The following is an 18,477-nucleotide window of genomic DNA, read 5'->3' as shown; positions in this document are numbered from 1 at the left end:
GCCGGCGGACAAGGAAATGGTGATGCCGGGCGACAACGTGTCGATCACGGTTAAGCTGATCCACCCGATCGCGATGGAAGAAGGTCTGCGCTTCGCAATCCGCGAAGGCGGCCGTACCGTCGGCGCCGGCGTCGTCGCTAAGATCATCGCCTAAGCCAGTTAGACGATCGATCGAGTCTGGGGTCGGAAACGACCGACCCCAATTTGGTTTACAGGGGTATAGCTCAACTGGCAGAGCGTCGGTCTCCAAAACCGAAGGTTGGGGGTTCGATTCCCTCTGCCCCTGCCAAAAAAATCCGAGCCGCCTAGAGCGGCTCGTCAGCTTGGTGTTATGGCGAATCCTTCCGTCGAAAATGTGAGCTCCACCAGCGACAAGCTCATGCTTGCCGTTGCTGTGCTGCTCGTGGTTGCTGGCATCGCCGGCTTCTACATGCTGGGCGCACAGGATTGGTATGTGCGTGGTGCGGCGTTGTTCGCAGGGATCATCGCGGCCGTTGTCGTTGCGTACTTCTCGGCGACCGGAAAGGCATTCGTCGCGTTCGCCAAGGATTCGTATCGCGAAGTCCGCAAGGTCGTGTGGCCGACCCGCAAGGAAGCCGGTCAGACGACGCTCGTGGTTTTCGGCTTCGTACTCGTGATGGCTCTCTGCATCTGGGGAAGCGATAAAACGATCGAATGGATCGTTTTCTCGTTGATCCTCGGTTGGAAATAATATGACCGACTTCGCGAAGCCTCAGGAAGGAAAGCGCTGGTACGTCGTGCACGCCTATTCCGGTATGGAAAAGAGCGTGCAACGTGCATTGCAGGAACGCATCGACCGCGCCGAAATGCAGGACAAGTTCGGCCGGATCCTCGTTCCGACGGAAGAAGTGGTCGAAATCAAAGGCGGTCACAAATCGGTGACCGAGCGTCGTTTCTTTCCGGGCTACGTGCTCGTTGAAATGGAAATGACCGATGAGACGTGGCACCTCGTAAAAAATACCGCAAAAGTGACGGGTTTCGTCGGCGGCGCGCGGAATCGGCCGAGTCCGATTTCGGAACGCGAAGTCGAGAAGATCATGTCGCAGATGCAGGAAGGTGTCGAAAAGCCGCGGCCGAAGACGCTGTTCGAGGTCGGCGAGCTCGTGCGCGTCAAGGATGGTCCGTTTACCGACTTCAACGGCAGCGTCGAGGAAGTCAACTACGAGAAGTCCCGGGTTCGTGTGTCCGTTACGATTTTCGGCCGCGCCACCCCTGTGGAACTCGAATTCGGTCAAGTCGAAAAGATTTGATGACACGCCGCTTCGCATTTCAATGCGAGGCGGCGTTCGCGCTTACGGTCCGCGCACACCGTAGAGGAGCGTCAGTAGCTGCGTTGAACGATCCCGCATCACGGATCGCATGACATCGGCGAACGCGCGCTAACCACTCATCGAACGCCCTGCGTTCATTCGAGGTTCATTATGGCAAAGAAGATTATCGGCTTTATCAAGCTGCAAATCCCGGCCGGTAAGGCAAATCCGTCGCCGCCGGTCGGTCCGGCGCTCGGTCAGCGCGGTCTGAACATCATGGAGTTCTGCAAGGCGTTCAACGCGCAAACGCAGACTCTGGAACCGGGTCTCCCGACTCCCGTCGTGATCACGGCCTTCGCGGACAAGAGCTTCACGTTCGTCCTGAAGACGCCGCCGGCGACGGTGCTGATCAAGAAGGCCGCCAAGCTCGACAAGGGTTCGGCGAAGCCCCACACCGACAAGGTCGGCAAGATCACGCGCGCGCAAGCGGAAGAAATCGCAAAGACCAAGATGCCTGATCTCACCGCCGCGGATCTCGACGCCGCCGTGCGTACGATCGCTGGCAGCGCCCGTTCGATGGGCATCACCGTGGAGGGCGTGTAAATGGCTAAGATTTCGAAGCGCATTCAAGCTTTTGCGGCGAAGGTCGACGCAACCAAGCTTTACGCAATCGATGACGCACTCGCGCTCGTGAAGTCGTGCGCGACGGCGAAGTTCGACGAGTCGATCGACGTGGCTGTGCAGCTCGGCATCGACGCGAAGAAGTCGGACCAAGTCGTCCGCGGTTCGGTCGTGCTGCCCGCTGGTACGGGTAAGTCCGTTCGCGTTGCCGTGTTCGCGCAAGGCGAAAAGGCCGAGCAAGCGAAGGCTGCCGGTGCGGACGTCGTCGGCATGGAAGATCTCGCTGAGCAAGTCAAGGCCGGCAATCTGAATTTCGACGTCGTGATCGCGTCGCCGGACACGATGCGTATCGTCGGTACGCTCGGTCAGATCCTCGGCCCGCGCGGCCTGATGCCGAACCCGAAGGTCGGCACGGTGACGCCCGACGTCGCGACGGCAGTCAAGAACGCCAAGGCCGGTCAGGTCCAATACCGTGTCGACAAGGCCGGTATCATCCACGCAACGATCGGCCGTGCTTCGTTCGAGCCGACCGCGCTGCGCACGAACCTGGCTGCGCTGATCGACGCGCTGCAGAAGTCGAAGCCCGCGACGAGCAAGGGCGTCTACCTGCGCAAGATCGCCGTGTCGAGCACGATGGGCGTCGGCATTCGTGTCGACCAAGCGTCGCTGAACGCGTAATACACGCATTGAGGATTGCCGGAGCGACAACGCCGGCAGTCCTAACGTACTTTGGGCGGGTGAATGGGGCAATCGACCATTGATCCGGTTGTCAAAGACCGTTGGTGGATGAGGCGCAGTCAGCCGATTCCTTAATTCAGTCCAACGCAGATGGCGAACCCGAACCAGTTTTGCAGCATTTGTACCGGATACGGCAGTAAGTGGACGGTGGAAATTCTCCTGGCAACTCGGACGCCGTAGTGAAACCGATGCGCAACTTTTAACGTCGCGCATCGAACTGGAGGTTTAACCGTGCCACTCAATCGAGAAGATAAGCAGGCCGTCGTTGCCGAGGTCCAGGCAGAAGTTGCCAAGGCCCAGAGCATCGTGCTGGCCGAATATCGTGGAATCGCGGTTGGCGATTTGACCAAGCTGCGCGCGAAAGCGCGGGAGCAAAAGGTTTACCTGCGCGTTCTCAAGAACACGCTCGCACGTCGTGCGGTTGAAGGTACGCCGTTCGCTCCGCTGGCTGACCAGATGACGGGCCCGCTGATTTATAGCGTGTCGGAAGACGCCATTGCTGCTGCGAAGGTCATCAATGACTTTGCGAAAGGCAATGACAAGCTGGTGATCCGTGCCGGTTCGTACGAAGGTCAGGTCCTGGACAAGGCAAGCGTGCAAGCGCTGGCCTCGGTTCCGAGCCGCGAAGAACTGCTGGCCAAGCTGCTTGGCGTCATGCAAGCACCGGTTTCGGGCTTTGCGCGTGCTCTGGCCGCGCTGGCTGCGAAGCGCGCAGAAGGCGCTCCCGCCGAAGCCGCTCCGACCGAAGCCGCCGCTGCAGCCGAATAAGCTCAGCTTAGCCAACCCGTATCCGTATTCAAATTAGGAGTATTTTCAAATGGCAATCGCAAAAGAAGACATCCTCGAAGCCGTAGGCTCGATGTCGGTTCTCGAACTCAACGAACTCGTCAAGGCGTTCGAAGAGAAGTTTGGCGTGTCGGCAGCCGCTCTGTCGGTCGCTGGTGGCGGTGCTGCTGGTGGCGGCGCAGCTGCTGCAGCGGAAGAGCAAACCGAATTCAACGTCATCCTGACGGAAATCGGCGCGAACAAGGTTGGCGTCATTAAGGCCGTTCGTGAACTGACGGGCCTGGGCCTGAAGGAAGCGAAGGACCTCGTTGACGGCGCACCGAAGCCCGTCAAGGAAGCCGTGGCGAAGGCTGCTGCTGAAGAAGCAAAGAAGAAGCTCGAAGAAGCCGGCGCTAAGGCTGAAATCAAGTAATTCTCGCGTTTCCGCGCGAAGGCTGACGGTTTTTACCGTCGGCCTTTTTGTGCTTTGTGGGCGGCTGTTTTTCGTGGGGATATTCGACCGCGATGAATGGCTGCCGACAGAGGTCAAAGAAGAGCGTCACACGCCAATGCGGCACTCTTCTTTGTCTTCTGAAGCGACTGCAGAAGGCAAGTTTGGTCGGGTATGGGCGCCAGTCCGGTCCATGCCGTCAGCCAGCGGTTGGTAGCGGCCAACCACCAAGCTTCTTGGTCCGTTCCCGAATCGGGAGCGAGGCTACAGGGTCTCAGTCGGTGAACACTCGGGTCTCGCCCAAGAGGGCGTCGATCTGCCGTGATCCGGAGCTCGTATGCAATATTCCTTCACCGAAAAGAAGCGTCTTCGCAAGAGTTTTGCGAAGCGCCCGATCGTTCACCAAGTTCCGTTTCTGCTGGCTACCCAGCTCGAATCATTCAGCACCTTCCTGCAGCAGGACTCCAACCCGTCGGCACGTAAGCCCGAGGGTCTGCAGGCAGCTTTTACCTCGGTTTTCCCGATCGTTTCGCACAACGGCTTCGCGCGGCTCGAGTTCGTGAGCTATATGCTGTCGCCTCCCGCGTTTGACGTCAAGGAATGCCAACAACGTGGCCTGACTTTCTGTTCGGCGCTGCGCGCGAAAGTACGCCTCGTGCTGCTCGACAAGGAATCGCCGAGCAAGCCCGTCGTCAAGGAAGTCAAGGAGCAGGAAGTCTACATGGGCGAAATTCCGCTCATGACCTCGACCGGTTCATTCGTCATCAACGGCACGGAGCGCGTCATCGTCTCGCAGCTTCACCGTTCGCCGGGCGTGTTCTTCGAACACGACAAGGGCAAGACGCACAGCTCGGGCAAGCTGCTGTTCTCGGCACGGATCATTCCGTACCGCGGCTCGTGGCTCGACTTCGAATTCGATCCGAAGGACATCCTGTACTTCCGCGTCGACCGTCGCCGCAAGATGCCGGTCACGATTCTGCTCAAGGCCATCGGTCTCTCGCCCGAACAGATCCTCGCGAACTTCTTCGTCTTCGACAATTTCACGCTGATGGACGAAGGCGCGCAGGTCGAGTTCGTGCCCGAACGCCTGCGCGGTGAAGTCGCGCGCTTCGACATCAACGACCGTGACGGCAACCTGATCGTCGCGAAAGACAAGCGGATCAACGCGAAGCATATTCGCGACCTCGAAAACGCAAAGACCAAGTTCATCTCGGTCCCCGAGGACTATCTGATCGGCCGCGTGCTCGCGAAGAATGTGATCGACCCGGAAACCGGCGAGGTCATCGCGAACGCGAACGAAGAAATTACGGAAACGCTGCTCGAGAAGCTTCGCGACGCGAAGGTCAAGAGCATCCAGACGCTCTACACGAACGATCTCGATCAAGGTCCGTACATCTCGCAGACCCTGCGCATCGATGAAACGACCGATCGCACGGCCGCGCGTATCGCGATCTACCGGATGATGCGTCCGGGCGAACCGCCGACCGAAGAAGCGGTCGAGGCGCTGTTCAACCGCCTGTTCTACAGCGAAGAAGCGTACGACCTCTCGAAGGTCGGCCGTATGAAGTTCAACCGCCGCGTCGGTCGTGACGAGATCCTCGGACCGATGACGCTGCAGGACGACGACATTCTCGCGGCGATCAAGATCCTCGTCGAATTGCGTAACGGCAAGGGCGAAGTCGACGATATCGATCACCTCGGCAACCGTCGTGTGCGTTGCGTCGGCGAACTCGCGGAAAATCAATTCCGCGCGGGTCTCGTGCGCGTCGAGCGCGCGGTCAAGGAACGCCTCGGCCAGGCCGAAAGCGAAAACCTGATGCCGCACGATCTGATCAACTCGAAGCCGATTTCGTCGGCGATTCGCGAGTTCTTCGGTTCGTCGCAGCTGTCGCAGTTCATGGACCAGACGAACCCGCTGTCGGAAATCACCCACAAGCGCCGTGTTTCGGCACTCGGACCGGGTGGTCTGACGCGTGAGCGCGCGGGCTTCGAAGTTCGCGACGTGCACCCGACGCACTATGGCCGCGTCTGCCCGATTGAAACGCCGGAAGGCCCGAACATCGGCCTGATCAACTCGCTCGCGCTCTATGCGCACCTGAACGAATACGGCTTCCTCGAAACGCCGTATCGCAAGGTCGAGAACGGCAAGGTCACGGACCAGATCGACTACCTGTCGGCGATCGAAGAAGGCCGCTACGTGATCGCTCAGGCGAATGCCGCAGTCGGCGAAGACGGCACGCTCAACGACGAGCTCGTCTCGGCGCGCGAAGCCGGCGATACGCTGATGGTCACGCCCGATCGGATCCAGTACATGGACGTCGCGCCGTCGCAGATCGTCTCGGTCGCGGCCTCGCTGATTCCGTTCCTCGAGCACGATGACGCGAACCGCGCGTTGATGGGCTCGAACATGCAGCGTCAGGCCGTGCCTTGCCTGCGTCCGGAAAAGGCGGTCGTCGGTACGGGTATCGAACGCACGGTGGCCGTCGACTCGGGTACCACGGTCCAGGCCATGCGCGGCGGCGTCGTCGACTACGTCGACGCGGGCCGTATCGTGATTCGCGTCAACGACGACGAAGCCGTCGCCGGTGACGTCGGTGTCGATATCTACAACCTGATCAAGTACACGCGTTCGAATCAGAACACGAACATCAATCAGCGTCCGATCGTGAAGGTCGGCGACAAGGTCGCGCGCGGCGACGTGGTGGCCGACGGTGCGTCGACCGACCTCGGCGAGCTCGCGCTCGGCCAGAACATGATGGTCGCGTTCATGCCGTGGAACGGCTACAACTTCGAAGATTCGATCCTGATCTCGGAAAAGGTCGTCGCCGACGATCGTTATACGTCGATCCACATCGAAGAACTCAGCGTTGTGGCGCGCGACACGAAGCTCGGACCGGAAGAAATCACGCGCGATATCTCGAACCTCGCCGAAGTCCAGCTCGGCCGTCTCGATGAGTCGGGCATCGTCTACATCGGCGCCGAAGTCGAAGCGGGCGACGTGCTCGTCGGCAAGGTCACGCCGAAGGGCGAAACCCAGCTGACGCCGGAAGAAAAGCTGCTGCGCGCGATCTTCGGCGAGAAGGCATCGGACGTGAAGGACACGTCGCTGCGCGTGCCTTCGGGCATGAGCGGTACGGTCATCGACGTTCAGGTCTTCACGCGCGAAGGCATCCAGCGTGACAAGCGTGCGCAACAGATCATCGACGATGAACTCAAGCGCTATCGTCTCGACCTCAACGACCAGCTCCGGATCGTCGAGGGCGATGCGTTCCAGCGTCTCGAGCGCATGCTCGTCGACAAGGTCGTCAACGGCGGCCCGAAGAAGCTGGCGAAGGGCGCGAAGCTCACGAAGGAATACCTCGCGGATCTCGAGCACTATCACTGGTTCGACATTCGCCTGGCCGACGACGAAGCCGCGCAGCAACTCGAAGCGATCAAGGAATCGATCGAGCAGAAGCGCCATCAGTTCGATCTCGCGTTCGAAGAGAAGCGCAAGAAGCTCACGCAAGGCGACGAACTGCCGCCGGGCGTGCTCAAGATGGTCAAGGTGTACCTCGCGGTCAAACGTCGTCTGCAGCCTGGCGACAAGATGGCCGGCCGTCACGGGAACAAGGGTGTCGTGTCGAAGATCGTGCCGATCGAAGACATGCCGTACATGGCCGACGGCCGTCCGGCCGACGTCGTGCTGAACCCGCTCGGCGTGCCGTCGCGGATGAACGTGGGTCAGGTGCTTGAAGTGCACCTCGGCTGGGCCGCGAAGGGTCTCGGCTGGCGCATCGGCGAGATGCTCCAGAAGCATGTGAAGGCCGAAGAAATGCGCGCCTTCCTCGCGAAGATCTACAACGAGTCCGGCCGTGCGGAAGCCCTCGATTCGTTCACCGACGAGGAAATCCTGCAGCTCGCGGACAACCTCAAGGAAGGCGTGCCGTTCGCGACGCCGGTGTTCGACGGTGCGACCGAAGAAGAAATGTCGCGCGCGCTCGACCTCGCGTTCCCGGACGACGTGGCGAAGCAACTCGGCATGACGCCTTCGAAGAACCAGCTGCAACTGTTCGACGGTCGCACGGGCGAGGCATTCGAACGTCCGGTCACGATCGGCTACATGCACTACCTGAAGCTGCATCACCTTGTCGACGACAAGATGCACGCGCGTTCGACGGGCCCGTACTCGCTCGTCACGCAGCAGCCGCTCGGCGGTAAGGCGCAGTTCGGTGGCCAGCGTTTCGGTGAAATGGAAGTGTGGGCGCTCGAGGCCTACGGCGCGTCGTACGTGCTGCAGGAAATGTTGACGGTCAAGTCGGACGACGTGACAGGCCGGACCAAGGTCTATGAGAACCTGGTCAAGGGCGATCACGTCATCGACGCGGGCATGCCGGAATCCTTCAACGTGCTCGTGAAGGAAATCCGCTCGCTCGGTATCGACATCGATCTCGATCGCAACTAATCGGACTACGGAGAAAGCAATGAAAGCTCTGCTCGATCTATTCAAGCAAGTCCAACAAGAAGAAGTATTCGACGCGATCAAGATTGGCCTCGCGTCGCCGGACAAGATCCGGTCGTGGTCGTTCGGTGAAGTCAAGAAGCCCGAAACCATCAACTACCGCACGTTCAAGCCCGAGCGGGATGGCTTGTTCTGCGCGAAGATTTTCGGGCCGATCAAGGACTACGAGTGCCTGTGCGGCAAGTACAAGCGCCTCAAGCACCGTGGCGTGATCTGCGAGAAGTGCGGCGTTGAAGTGACGCTGGCCAAGGTGCGCCGTGAGCGCATGGGCCACATCGAACTCGCGTCGCCCGTCGCGCACATCTGGTTCCTGAAGTCGCTGCCGTCGCGTCTGGGCATGGTGCTCGACATGACGCTGCGCGACATCGAACGCGTGCTGTATTTCGAAGCCTATGTGGTCATCGAACCGGGCATGACGCCGCTCAAGCGCGCGCAGATCATGACCGAAGAGGATTACTACAACAAGGTCGAGGAATACGGCGACGAATTCCGCGCCGAGATGGGCGCGGAAGGCGTGCGCGAACTGCTGCGTTCGATCGATATCGATGCGCAGGCGGAAACGCTGCGTCAGGAACTCAAGACGACCGGTTCGGAAGCGAAGATCAAGAAGTACGCGAAGCGCCTCAAGGTGCTCGAGGCGTTCCAGCGTTCGGGCATCAAGCCCGACTGGATGGTGCTCGAAGTGCTGCCGGTGCTGCCGCCCGAACTGCGTCCGCTCGTGCCGCTCGACGGCGGCCGCTTCGCGACGTCGGACCTCAACGATCTCTATCGCCGCGTCATCAACCGGAACAACCGGTTGAAGCGTCTGCTCGAGCTCAAGGCGCCTGAAATCATCGTGCGCAACGAAAAGCGCATGCTGCAGGAAGCTGTCGACTCGCTGCTCGACAACGGCCGCCGCGGCAAGGCGATGACGGGCGCGAACAAGCGCCCGCTGAAGTCGCTCGCCGACATGATCAAGGGTAAGGGCGGTCGTTTCCGTCAGAACCTGCTGGGTAAGCGCGTCGACTATTCGGGCCGTTCGGTCATCGTCGTCGGTCCGACGCTCAAGCTGCATCAGTGCGGTCTGCCGAAGCTGATGGCGCTCGAACTGTTCAAGCCGTTCATTTTCCACAAGCTCGAAGTCATGGGCGTCGCGACGACGATCAAGGCCGCAAAGAAGGAAGTGGAAAACCAGACGGCCGTCGTGTGGGACATTCTCGAAGAAGTCATTCGTGAACACCCGGTCATGCTGAACCGTGCGCCGACGCTCCACCGCCTCGGGATTCAGGCGTTCGAGCCCGTGCTCATCGAAGGCAAGGCGATCCAGCTGCACCCGCTCGTTTGCGCGGCGTTCAACGCCGACTTCGACGGTGACCAGATGGCTGTGCACGTGCCGCTGTCGCTCGAAGCGCAGCTCGAAGCGCGCACGTTGATGCTCGCATCGAACAACGTCCTGTTCCCGGCCAACGGCGATCCGTCGATCGTGCCGTCGCAGGATATCGTGCTGGGTCTCTACTACGCGACGCGCGAGCGCACGAACGGCAAGGGCGAAGGCCTGACGTTCACGGGCGTCTCGGAAGTGATCCTCGCGCTCGAAAACAAGCAGGTCGAGCTGACCTCGCGCGTGAACGTGCGGATCACCGAGCAAGTCGCGAACGAAGACAAGAGCGAAGGCGCGCCGAAGTTCGTGCCGAAGATCTCGCTGTACGCGACGACCGTCGGCCGCGCGATCCTGTCGGAAATCCTTCCGCCGGGGCTGCCGTTCACGGTGCTGAACAAGCCGCTCAAGAAGAAGGAAATTTCGCGCCTGATCAATACGGCGTTCCGCCGCTGCGGTCTGCGCGAAACGGTCATCTTCGCCGATCAGCTCATGCAGTCGGGCTTCCGTCTCGCCACGCGCGCCGGTATCTCGATCTGCGTCGACGACATGCTCGTGCCGCCTGCGAAGGAAACGATCGTCAACGACGCATCGCAGAAGGTGAAGGAATACGAGCGTCAGTACATGTCGGGTCTCGTGACCTCGCAAGAGCGCTACAACAACGTCGTCGACATCTGGTCGGCCACGTCGGAAGCGGTCGGCAAGGCGATGATGGAGCAGTTGTCGTCGGAACCGGTCATCGACCGTGACGGCAACAACACGCGCCAGGAATCGTTCAACTCGATCTACATGATGGCGGACTCGGGCGCACGGGGTTCGGCGGTGCAGATCCGTCAGCTCGCCGGGATGCGGGGCCTGATGGCGAAGCCGGACGGCTCGATCATCGAGACGCCGATTACGGCGAACTTCCGCGAAGGTCTGAACGTGTTGCAGTACTTCATCTCGACCCACGGTGCACGGAAGGGTCTGGCGGATACGGCACTGAAGACCGCGAACTCGGGTTACCTGACGCGCCGTCTGGTCGACGTCACGCAGGATCTCGTCGTCGTCGAGGACGATTGCGGCACGCAGAACGGCGTCGCAATGAAGGCACTCGTCGAAGGCGGTGAAGTCGTCGAAGCGCTGCGCGACCGTATTCTCGGCCGTGTCGCACTAAGCGACGTCGTGAACCCCGAGACGCAGGAAACGCTGTACGAAGCGGGCACGCTGCTCGACGAAGATGCGGTCGAAGAGATCGAACGCCTTGGCATCGACGAAGTGCGCGTGCGTACGCCGCTGACCTGCGCGACGCGCTACGGTCTGTGCGCGAGCTGCTATGGTCGCGACCTCGGTCGTGGCTCGCTCGTGAACGTCGGTGAAGCCGTCGGGGTGATCGCCGCGCAGTCGATCGGCGAACCGGGTACGCAGTTGACGATGCGTACGTTCCACATCGGTGGCGCGGCATCGCGTAACGCCGTTGCATCGAGCGTTGAAGCGAAGTCCAACGGCACCGTGCGTTTCACGGCGACGATGCGTTACGTCACGAATGCGAAGGGCGAGCAGATCGTCATTTCGCGTTCGGGCGAGGCGATCATCGCTGACGATCACGGCCGTGAGCGTGAACGTCACAAGGTGCCGTACGGCGCGACGCTGTTGCAACTCGACGGCGCACTGATCAAGGCCGGCACGCAGCTTGCCGCCTGGGATCCGCTGACGCGCCCGATCATCACGGAGTGGGGCGGCACCGTGAAGTTCGAAAACGTCGAGGAAGGCGTGACCGTCGCGAAGCAGATCGACGAAGTCACGGGTCTGTCGACGCTCGTCTCGATCGATCCGAAGCGTCGTGGCACGCAAGGCAAGACCGTGCGTCCGCAGGTCAAGCTCATCGACGCATCCGGCGAAGAGATCAAGATTCCGAATACGGAACACGCGGTGGCGATCGGCTTCCAGGTCGGCGCACTGATCACCGTCAAGGATGGTCAGCAGGTGCAGGCTGGTGAAGTGCTCGCACGGATCCCGACCGAAGCGCAGAAGACGCGTGACATTACCGGGGGTCTGCCGCGCGTGGCCGAACTGTTCGAGGCGCGTTCGCCGAAGGACGCCGGCATTCTCGCGGAAGTCACGGGTACGACGTCGTTCGGTAAGGACACGAAGGGCAAGCAGCGTCTGGTCATTACCGACCTCGACGGCAACCAGCACGAGTTCCTGATCTCGAAGGACAAGCAAGTGCTCGTGCACGATGGTCAGGTCGTCAACAAGGGCGAAATGATCGTCGACGGTCCGGCCGATCCGCACGACATCCTGCGTCTGCAGGGTATCGAGGCGCTGTCGCGCTATATCGTCGACGAAGTGCAGGACGTCTATCGTCTGCAAGGTGTGAAGATCAACGACAAGCACATCGAGGTGATCGTTCGCCAGATGCTGCGTCGCGTGGCGATCACCGACAACGGCGATACGCGCTTCATCCCGGGCGAACAAGTCGAGCGGTCGGATATGCTCGACGAGAACGATCGGATGATCGCCGAGGACAAGCGTCCGGCGCTGTACGACAACGTGCTGCTCGGTATCACGAAGGCGTCGCTGTCGACGGATTCGTTCATCTCGGCGGCGTCGTTCCAGGAAACGACGCGCGTGCTGACCGAAGCCGCGATCATGGGCAAGCGCGACGATCTGCGCGGTCTGAAGGAAAACGTGATCGTCGGTCGTCTGATTCCGGCGGGTACGGGCCTCGCGTTCCACAAGGCGCGCAAGGTCAAGGAATCGCTCGATCGCGAACGCCACGACCAGATCGCGGCCGAAGAGGCTGCGACGTTCGACTTCGCGAGCCCCGATACGACGACCGAGCCGACGCCGTCGGCAGAGTAAGCGTGTCGGCACGGCGGACCGCGAGGTCCGCCGTCCGCGGCAAGACGAATCCCGGCAGGCGGATCAAGCCTGCCGGGATTTTTTTTGCCCGCGTGCCCGACGATCGATACGCGCCGCGTTCGGGGCGCGTGTTGATTTGGGCGCGTGTTTCCCTCCCATCTTTATCCATCCGGCCTATCGGTTTCTTGTACGGGCGCTGCTAGACTCGGGTGTCCCGTTTGCCGCCGTCGGTTTCGTCTTCATGTCCCGTTGTCTTGAGATTCTCAATGAGGTGTTCGGTTATCCGGCGTTCCGCGGCTTGCAGGCGGACGTCGTCGAGCACGTCGCGCAAGGCGGAGACTGCCTCGTCCTGATGCCGACGGGCGGCGGTAAATCGTTGTGCTATCAGATCCCGGCGCTCGAGCGGATGCAGCGCGGACTTGGCGCCGCGATCGTCGTGTCGCCGCTGATCGCGCTGATGCAGGACCAGGTCGCCGCGCTCCAGGAGGTTGGCGTACGGGCCGCGTACCTGAACTCGGCGTTGACCGGTCAACAGGCTTTTCAAACCGAGCGCGCGTTCGAGCGTGGCGAGATCGATCTGCTTTACGTCGCGCCCGAGCGTTTGATGACGTCGCGTTTTCTCGAGCTGCTCGATCGCTCGAAGATCGGCTTGTTCGCGATCGACGAGGCGCACTGCGTCTCGCAGTGGGGTCACGACTTCCGGCCCGAATATATCCAGCTGTCGGTCCTGCACGAGCGATTCCCGAGCGTGCCGCGCATTGCGCTGACCGCGACGGCGGACGAGGCGACGCGCAACGAGATCATCGAGCGTCTCGCGCTCGACGCCGCGCGCGTGTTTCTCGCGAGCTTCGATCGGCCCAATATCCGCTACCGGATCGTCGAAAAGGACAACGCGCGCTCGCAGCTGCTCGACTTCATTCGCAGCGAGCACCAGAACGACGGTGGCAACGACGCAGGCATTGTCTATTGCCTCTCGCGGCGCAAGGTCGAAGAGACCGCCGAATGGCTCAACACGCAGGGCGTGCGCGCGCTTGCGTATCACGCGGGCATGGACGCCGACATCCGCCAGACGCGGCAGGAGCAATTCAAGCGCGAGGACGGCGTCGTGATGGTCGCGACGATTGCGTTCGGCATGGGGATCGACAAACCCGACGTGCGATTCGTCGCGCATCTCGACTTGCCGAAGAGCGTCGAAGGGTATTACCAGGAAACCGGCCGCGCGGGCCGCGACGGCACGCCCGCGAATGCGTGGATGGCCTATGGCCTCGGCGACGTCGTGCAGCAGCGCAAGATGATCGACGAATCGGATGCCGATGAAGCGCATAAGCGGCTGAGCACGGCGAAGCTCGACGCGCTGCTGGGCCTCTGCGAGACCGCGGGGTGTCGCCGCGTGCGATTGCTCGCCTATTTCGGCGAAGGTTCGCAGCCTTGCGGGAATTGCGATACCTGCCTGAATCCGCCCGACACATGGGATGGCACGCGCGAGGCGCAAATGGCGCTCTCATGCGTGTATCGCACGATGCGCGCGAGCGGCTTCAGTTTCGGCGCCGGACACTTGATCGACATCCTGCGCGGCAACAAGACCGAACGCGTGACGCAACATGCGCACGATCAATTGACGACGTTCGGCGTCGGCGCGGCCCTCGGGGAGCCCGAGTGGCGCGCCGTGTTCCGGCAGCTCGTCGCGTACGGCTTGCTTGCGGTCGATCATCTCGGTCACGGCGCGCTTGTTCTGACCGGCGCGAGTCGGGCGGTGCTCAAGGGCGAGGAGCAGGTGACGCTGCGCCGCTATGTCAAACCCGTGCGCAGCCGGCAGGCCGGCGCGAAGAGCGCATCGCGCACCGACCCGACATCGGGGATGTCCGCGCATCAGCGCGCGCGCTGGGAGCGGTTGCGCGCGTGGCGCGCGGAAACCGCGAAGGACGATGGCGTGCCCGCGTATTTGATCTTCCACGACGCGACGCTGGCCGAGCTCGCGCGCAATGCGCCGGCGACGATCGGCGAGTTGCGCGGCATTCCGGGCATCGGGGCGCGCAAGCTCGAGCGCTTCGGTGAAGCGTTGCTCGACGTGGTGTCCGCGATGGATTGAGCGACGCGGCCGCCGCGCATGTCGCGCCGCCGGCCATGCGCGGCGTGACCATCGAAAGCCAAAGCCAAAGAATGCCGGCGCCCAATGTATTCGTGCGCTAATCCCGCGTGCGCGACATGAAGTGTGCCGCCTCGCTGGTCGTTTCGCGCCGCACCGCGGCCCCGCGGCGAACCGAGCCGTCCGCGAATCTCCCTGAATTTCCAAGGATTTTTGCGCGAACAGGTTGACCAACGCTTGACTTCCGGAATAACATGCGAGGTTCCGGATTTTGGGTCGGATGCTGCTTGCATGGTTGGCCGTTTTGATCATTGCGAAGCGCGCATCGCCATCGGTTCGCCACCCATGCGGACGACGAATCCGGACGCGGTCCGCTTGCCCGGGCCGTCCAGATCCACGGGATCTGAAACCCAACTTCATTTTTTGCAGGAATCAACAATGCCAACGATCAATCAGTTGGTCCGCAAGCCGCGCGTCTCTGGCCACGCCAAGAGCAAGAGCCCGGCACTGCAGGACTGCCCCCAGCGTCGCGGTGTGTGCACCCGTGTGTACACCACGACGCCGAAGAAGCCGAACTCGGCACTCCGTAAGGTCGCCAAGGTTCGCCTGACCAACGGCTTCGAAGTCATCTCGTACATCGGCGGTGAAGGCCACAACCTGCAGGAACACTCGGTTGTGCTGATCCGCGGCGGTCGTGTCAAGGACTTGCCGGGTGTGCGTTATCACATGGTGCGCGGCTCGCTGGATACCCAGGGCGTCAAGGACCGTAAGCAAGCTCGCTCGAAGTACGGTGCGAAGCGCGCGAAGAGCGGCAAGTAATTCGTCGTTCGTAGTATCGGGTTTTGCGCAGGCGCGTGTCGAACGCTCTGTGCGCATATTGCGGCGGACTGGTGCAAAGCACGGGTGCCGTCGAGTAAGTGGTCATCCCGCCCGGTTGCGGGCATGTTGATGACCAGGGAGCCAAAGGCTCCAACTGAACAGGTAAAGGAAAGAAGATGCCACGTCGTCGTGAAGTCCCCAAGCGGGAGATATTGCCGGATCCGAAGTTCGGCAATGTCGATGTTGCGAAGTTCATGAACGTGCTCATGCTGTCCGGCAAGAAGTCGGTTGCCGAGCGCATCGTGTACGGCGCGTTTGAACAAATCCAGGGCAAGGCCGGCAAGGACCCCCTCGAGGTGTTCAACATCGCGCTGAACAACATCAAGCCGGTGGTCGAAGTGAAGAGCCGTCGGGTTGGTGGCGCCAACTATCAAGTTCCGGTCGAAGTGCGCCCGTCGCGTCGTATGGCATTGGCGATGCGTTGGCTGCGCGAGTCCGCGAAGAAGCGTAGCGAGAAGTCGATGGCCCTGCGCCTCGCCGGCGAGCTGCTCGAAGCGTCGGAAGGCCGTGGCGGTGCGATGAAGAAGCGTGACGAAGTGCACCGTATGGCCGAAGCGAACAAGGCCTTCTCGCACTTCCGGTTCTAATCGGCACGGTTTTTCTGCCGGAACTCCGGGCGGGTGCGCGTCAAATACGCGCCTCGCCCGTTTGTGTTAGGGCACGCCAGGAACGCCTGGGTGCGAACGAATAGAGGATTCAACGTGGCTCGCAAGACTCCTATCGAGCGCTACCGTAATATCGGGATTAGCGCTCACATCGACGCCGGCAAGACGACGACGACTGAACGTATCCTGTTTTACACCGGTGTGAACCACAAGATCGGCGAGGTGCATGACGGCGCCGCGACGATGGACTGGATGGAGCAGGAACAAGAGCGCGGCATCACGATCACGTCGGCTGCGACGACCGCGTTCTGGAAGGGCATGGCGGGTAACTACCCCGAGCACCGTATCAACATCATCGACACGCCGGGACACGTCGACTTCACGATCGAAGTCGAGCGCTCGATGCGCGTGCTCGACGGCGCGTGCATGGTCTACTGCGCGGTCGGTGGCGTGCAGCCGCAGTCGGAAACCGTTTGGCGTCAGGCCAACAAGTACGGCGTGCCGCGTCTTGCGTTCGTCAACAAGATGGACCGCACGGGCGCGAACTTCTTCAAGGTTCACGACCAGATGCGCGCTCGTCTGAAGGCGAACCCGATTCCCATCCAGGTACCGATCGGCGCTGAAGAAAACTTCAAGGGCGTCATCGACCTCGTGAAGATGAAGGCAATCTTCTGGGACGACGCGAGCCAAGGCACGAAGTTCACGTACGAAGACATCCCCGCCGAGCTCGCCGACGTCGCGGCCGAATGGCGCGAGAAGATGATCGAAGCGGCTGCGGAATCGACCGAAGAGCTGATGGAAAAGTACCTCGGCGGCGAAGAGCTGACCGAGGAAGACATCAAGGTCGCGCTGCGTACGCGCACGATCGCGGGTGAAATCGTCCCGATGCTCTGCGGCACCGCGTTCAAGAACAAGGGCGTGCAGGCCATGCTCGACGCCGTGATCGACTATATGCCGTCGCCGGTCGACATTCCGCCGGTCAAGGGCGAGAACGACGATGGTGAAGCCGACACGCGCAAGGCGTCCGACGAAGAAAAGTTCGCCGGCCTCGCGTTCAAGATCATGACGGACCCGTTCGTCGGTCAGCTCACGTTCTTCCGTGTCTATTCGGGCGTCGTGAATTCGGGCGATACGATCTACAACCCGGTCAAGAGCAAGAAGGAACGTCTGGGTCGTATTCTGCAGATGCACGCGAATCAGCGCGAAGAAATCAAGGAAGTGCGCGCAGGCGACATCGCGGCAGCCGTGGGTCTGAAGGACGTGACGACCGGCGATACGCTCTGTGATCCGGACAACATCATCGTGCTCGAACGCATGGTGTTCCCGGAGCCGGTGATTTCGCAGGCCGTCGAGCCGAAGACGAAGGCCGACCAGGAAAAGATGGGTATTGCACTGAACCGTCTGGCTCAGGAAGATCCGTCGTTCCGCGTCGCGAGCGATGAAGAATCGGGTCAGACGATCATCTCGGGGATGGGCGAGCTCCACCTCGAAATCATCGTCGACCGGATGAAGCGTGAATTCAACGTCGAAGCGTCGGTCGGCAAGCCGCAGGTCGCTTACCGCGAAACGATCAAGTCGCGCGCCGAAGACGTCGAAGGCAAGTTCGTCAAGCAGTCGGGCGGTCGTGGTCAGTACGGTCACGTCGTCGTGACCGTCGAGCCGTCGGAGCAAGGCAAGGGCTACGAATTCGTCGACGCGATCAAGGGCGGTGTGGTTCCGCGTGAATACATTCCCGCGGTCGACAAGGGTATCCAGGAAACGCTGAAGTCGGGCATTCTCGCGGGCTTCCCGGTCGTCGACGTGAAGGTCACGCTGACGTTCGGTTCGTACCACGACGTGGACTCGAACGAAAACGCGTTCCGCATGGCCGGTTCGATGGCGTTCAAGGAAGGGATGCGTCGTGCGACGCCCGTGCTGCTCGAGCCGATGATGGCCGTCGAAGTCGAGACGCCGGAAGACTTCATGGGCAACGTGATGGGCGATCTGTCGAGCCGTCGCGGTATCGTTCAAGGTATGGACGACATCGTCGGTGGCGGCAAGATCGTGCGCGCTGAAGTGCCGCTCGCCGAAATGTTCGGTTACTCGACCTCGCTGCGTTCGCTGACGCAAGGTCGTGCGACGTACACGATGGAATTCAAGCACTACTCGGAAGCCCCGCGTAATGTTGCTGAAGCCGTCATGAGCGCGAAGTCGAAGTAAGTTAAAAACGTGTCACGGCGCGGCAGTGTTGCCGCGCCCAACTTCATTTCTGAAAGAAGAGAATCATGGCTAAAGGTAAATTCGAGCGGACCAAGCCGCACGTGAACGTGGGGACCATTGGTCACGTTGACCATGGCAAGACGACGCTGACGGCAGCGAT

Annotated in this window: 14 protein-coding genes and 1 tRNA gene; all 15 read left to right on the top strand. The window is 61.2% G+C overall.

Annotation, left to right across the window (positions count from 1 at the left end):
• Positions 1 to 154: EF-Tu C-terminal domain-related protein (locus tag D7S86_RS28720; RefSeq protein ID WP_476704093.1), on the top strand; the 154-nt coding region annotated here is incomplete at its 5' end.
• Between the two features lie 59 nt (positions 155 to 213).
• Positions 214 to 289, top strand: a tRNA-Trp gene (locus D7S86_RS28715).
• Between the two features lie 42 nt (positions 290 to 331).
• Positions 332 to 712, top strand: coding sequence for a preprotein translocase subunit SecE (gene secE, locus D7S86_RS28710; RefSeq protein WP_121091554.1), 381 nt, complete (start codon positions 332 to 334; stop codon positions 710 to 712).
• A gap of 1 nt (position 713) precedes the next feature.
• Positions 714 to 1,271, top strand: a complete 558-nt coding sequence (gene nusG, locus D7S86_RS28705) for a transcription termination/antitermination protein NusG (RefSeq protein ID WP_121091553.1) — start codon at positions 714 to 716, stop codon at positions 1,269 to 1,271.
• Positions 1,272 to 1,442: 171 nt separating this feature from the next.
• On the top strand, positions 1,443 to 1,874 hold the full coding sequence (gene rplK, locus D7S86_RS28700) for a 50S ribosomal protein L11 (RefSeq protein WP_121091552.1): 432 nt from the start codon (positions 1,443 to 1,445) through the stop codon (positions 1,872 to 1,874).
• Positions 1,875 to 2,570: a 50S ribosomal protein L1 gene (rplA, locus tag D7S86_RS28695; protein ID WP_121091551.1), complete on the top strand. Its 696-nt coding sequence runs from the start codon at positions 1,875 to 1,877 to the stop codon at positions 2,568 to 2,570.
• 291 nt (positions 2,571 to 2,861) lie between these two features.
• A complete protein-coding gene (rplJ, locus tag D7S86_RS28690) occupies positions 2,862 to 3,398 on the top strand; it encodes a 50S ribosomal protein L10 (protein WP_121091550.1) in 537 nt (178 codons plus the stop codon).
• 49 nt (positions 3,399 to 3,447) lie between these two features.
• On the top strand, positions 3,448 to 3,828 hold the full coding sequence (rplL, locus tag D7S86_RS28685; RefSeq protein ID WP_121091549.1) for a 50S ribosomal protein L7/L12: 381 nt from the start codon (positions 3,448 to 3,450) through the stop codon (positions 3,826 to 3,828).
• Positions 3,829 to 4,183: 355 nt separating this feature from the next.
• The gene (gene rpoB / locus D7S86_RS28680; protein ID WP_121091548.1) at positions 4,184 to 8,290 is read left to right on the top strand and encodes a DNA-directed RNA polymerase subunit beta; all 4,107 of its coding nucleotides are present in this window, start codon (positions 4,184 to 4,186) and stop codon (positions 8,288 to 8,290) included.
• A gap of 19 nt (positions 8,291 to 8,309) precedes the next feature.
• Positions 8,310 to 12,548, top strand: coding sequence for a DNA-directed RNA polymerase subunit beta' (gene rpoC / locus D7S86_RS28675; RefSeq protein ID WP_121091547.1), 4,239 nt, complete (start codon positions 8,310 to 8,312; stop codon positions 12,546 to 12,548).
• Positions 12,549 to 12,789: 241 nt separating this feature from the next.
• The gene (recQ, locus tag D7S86_RS28670) at positions 12,790 to 14,637 is read left to right on the top strand and encodes a DNA helicase RecQ (RefSeq protein ID WP_121091546.1); all 1,848 of its coding nucleotides are present in this window, start codon (positions 12,790 to 12,792) and stop codon (positions 14,635 to 14,637) included.
• Between the two features lie 435 nt (positions 14,638 to 15,072).
• Positions 15,073 to 15,453, top strand: a complete 381-nt coding sequence (gene rpsL, locus D7S86_RS28665) for a 30S ribosomal protein S12 (protein WP_121091545.1) — start codon at positions 15,073 to 15,075, stop codon at positions 15,451 to 15,453.
• 176 nt (positions 15,454 to 15,629) lie between these two features.
• Positions 15,630 to 16,100, top strand: coding sequence for a 30S ribosomal protein S7 (gene rpsG / locus D7S86_RS28660; protein WP_121091544.1), 471 nt, complete (start codon positions 15,630 to 15,632; stop codon positions 16,098 to 16,100).
• Between the two features lie 114 nt (positions 16,101 to 16,214).
• Complete coding sequence (gene fusA / locus D7S86_RS28655; protein WP_121091543.1) at positions 16,215 to 18,317, top strand: elongation factor G; 2,103 nt, start codon at positions 16,215 to 16,217, stop codon at positions 18,315 to 18,317.
• A gap of 65 nt (positions 18,318 to 18,382) precedes the next feature.
• Positions 18,383 to 18,477 (top strand): GTP-binding protein (locus D7S86_RS28650; protein WP_005434227.1); only part of this gene is annotated, 95 nt, incomplete at its 3' end.

Origin of the sequence: Pararobbsia silviterrae (genome assembly GCF_003628125.1) — a bacterium.
In the GTDB taxonomy this organism is placed as follows: Bacteria; Pseudomonadota; Gammaproteobacteria; order Burkholderiales; family Burkholderiaceae; genus Pararobbsia; species Pararobbsia silviterrae.
The sequence above is the reverse complement of the archived record's forward strand: the minus strand, read 5'-3'. Positions and strand labels throughout refer to the sequence as shown.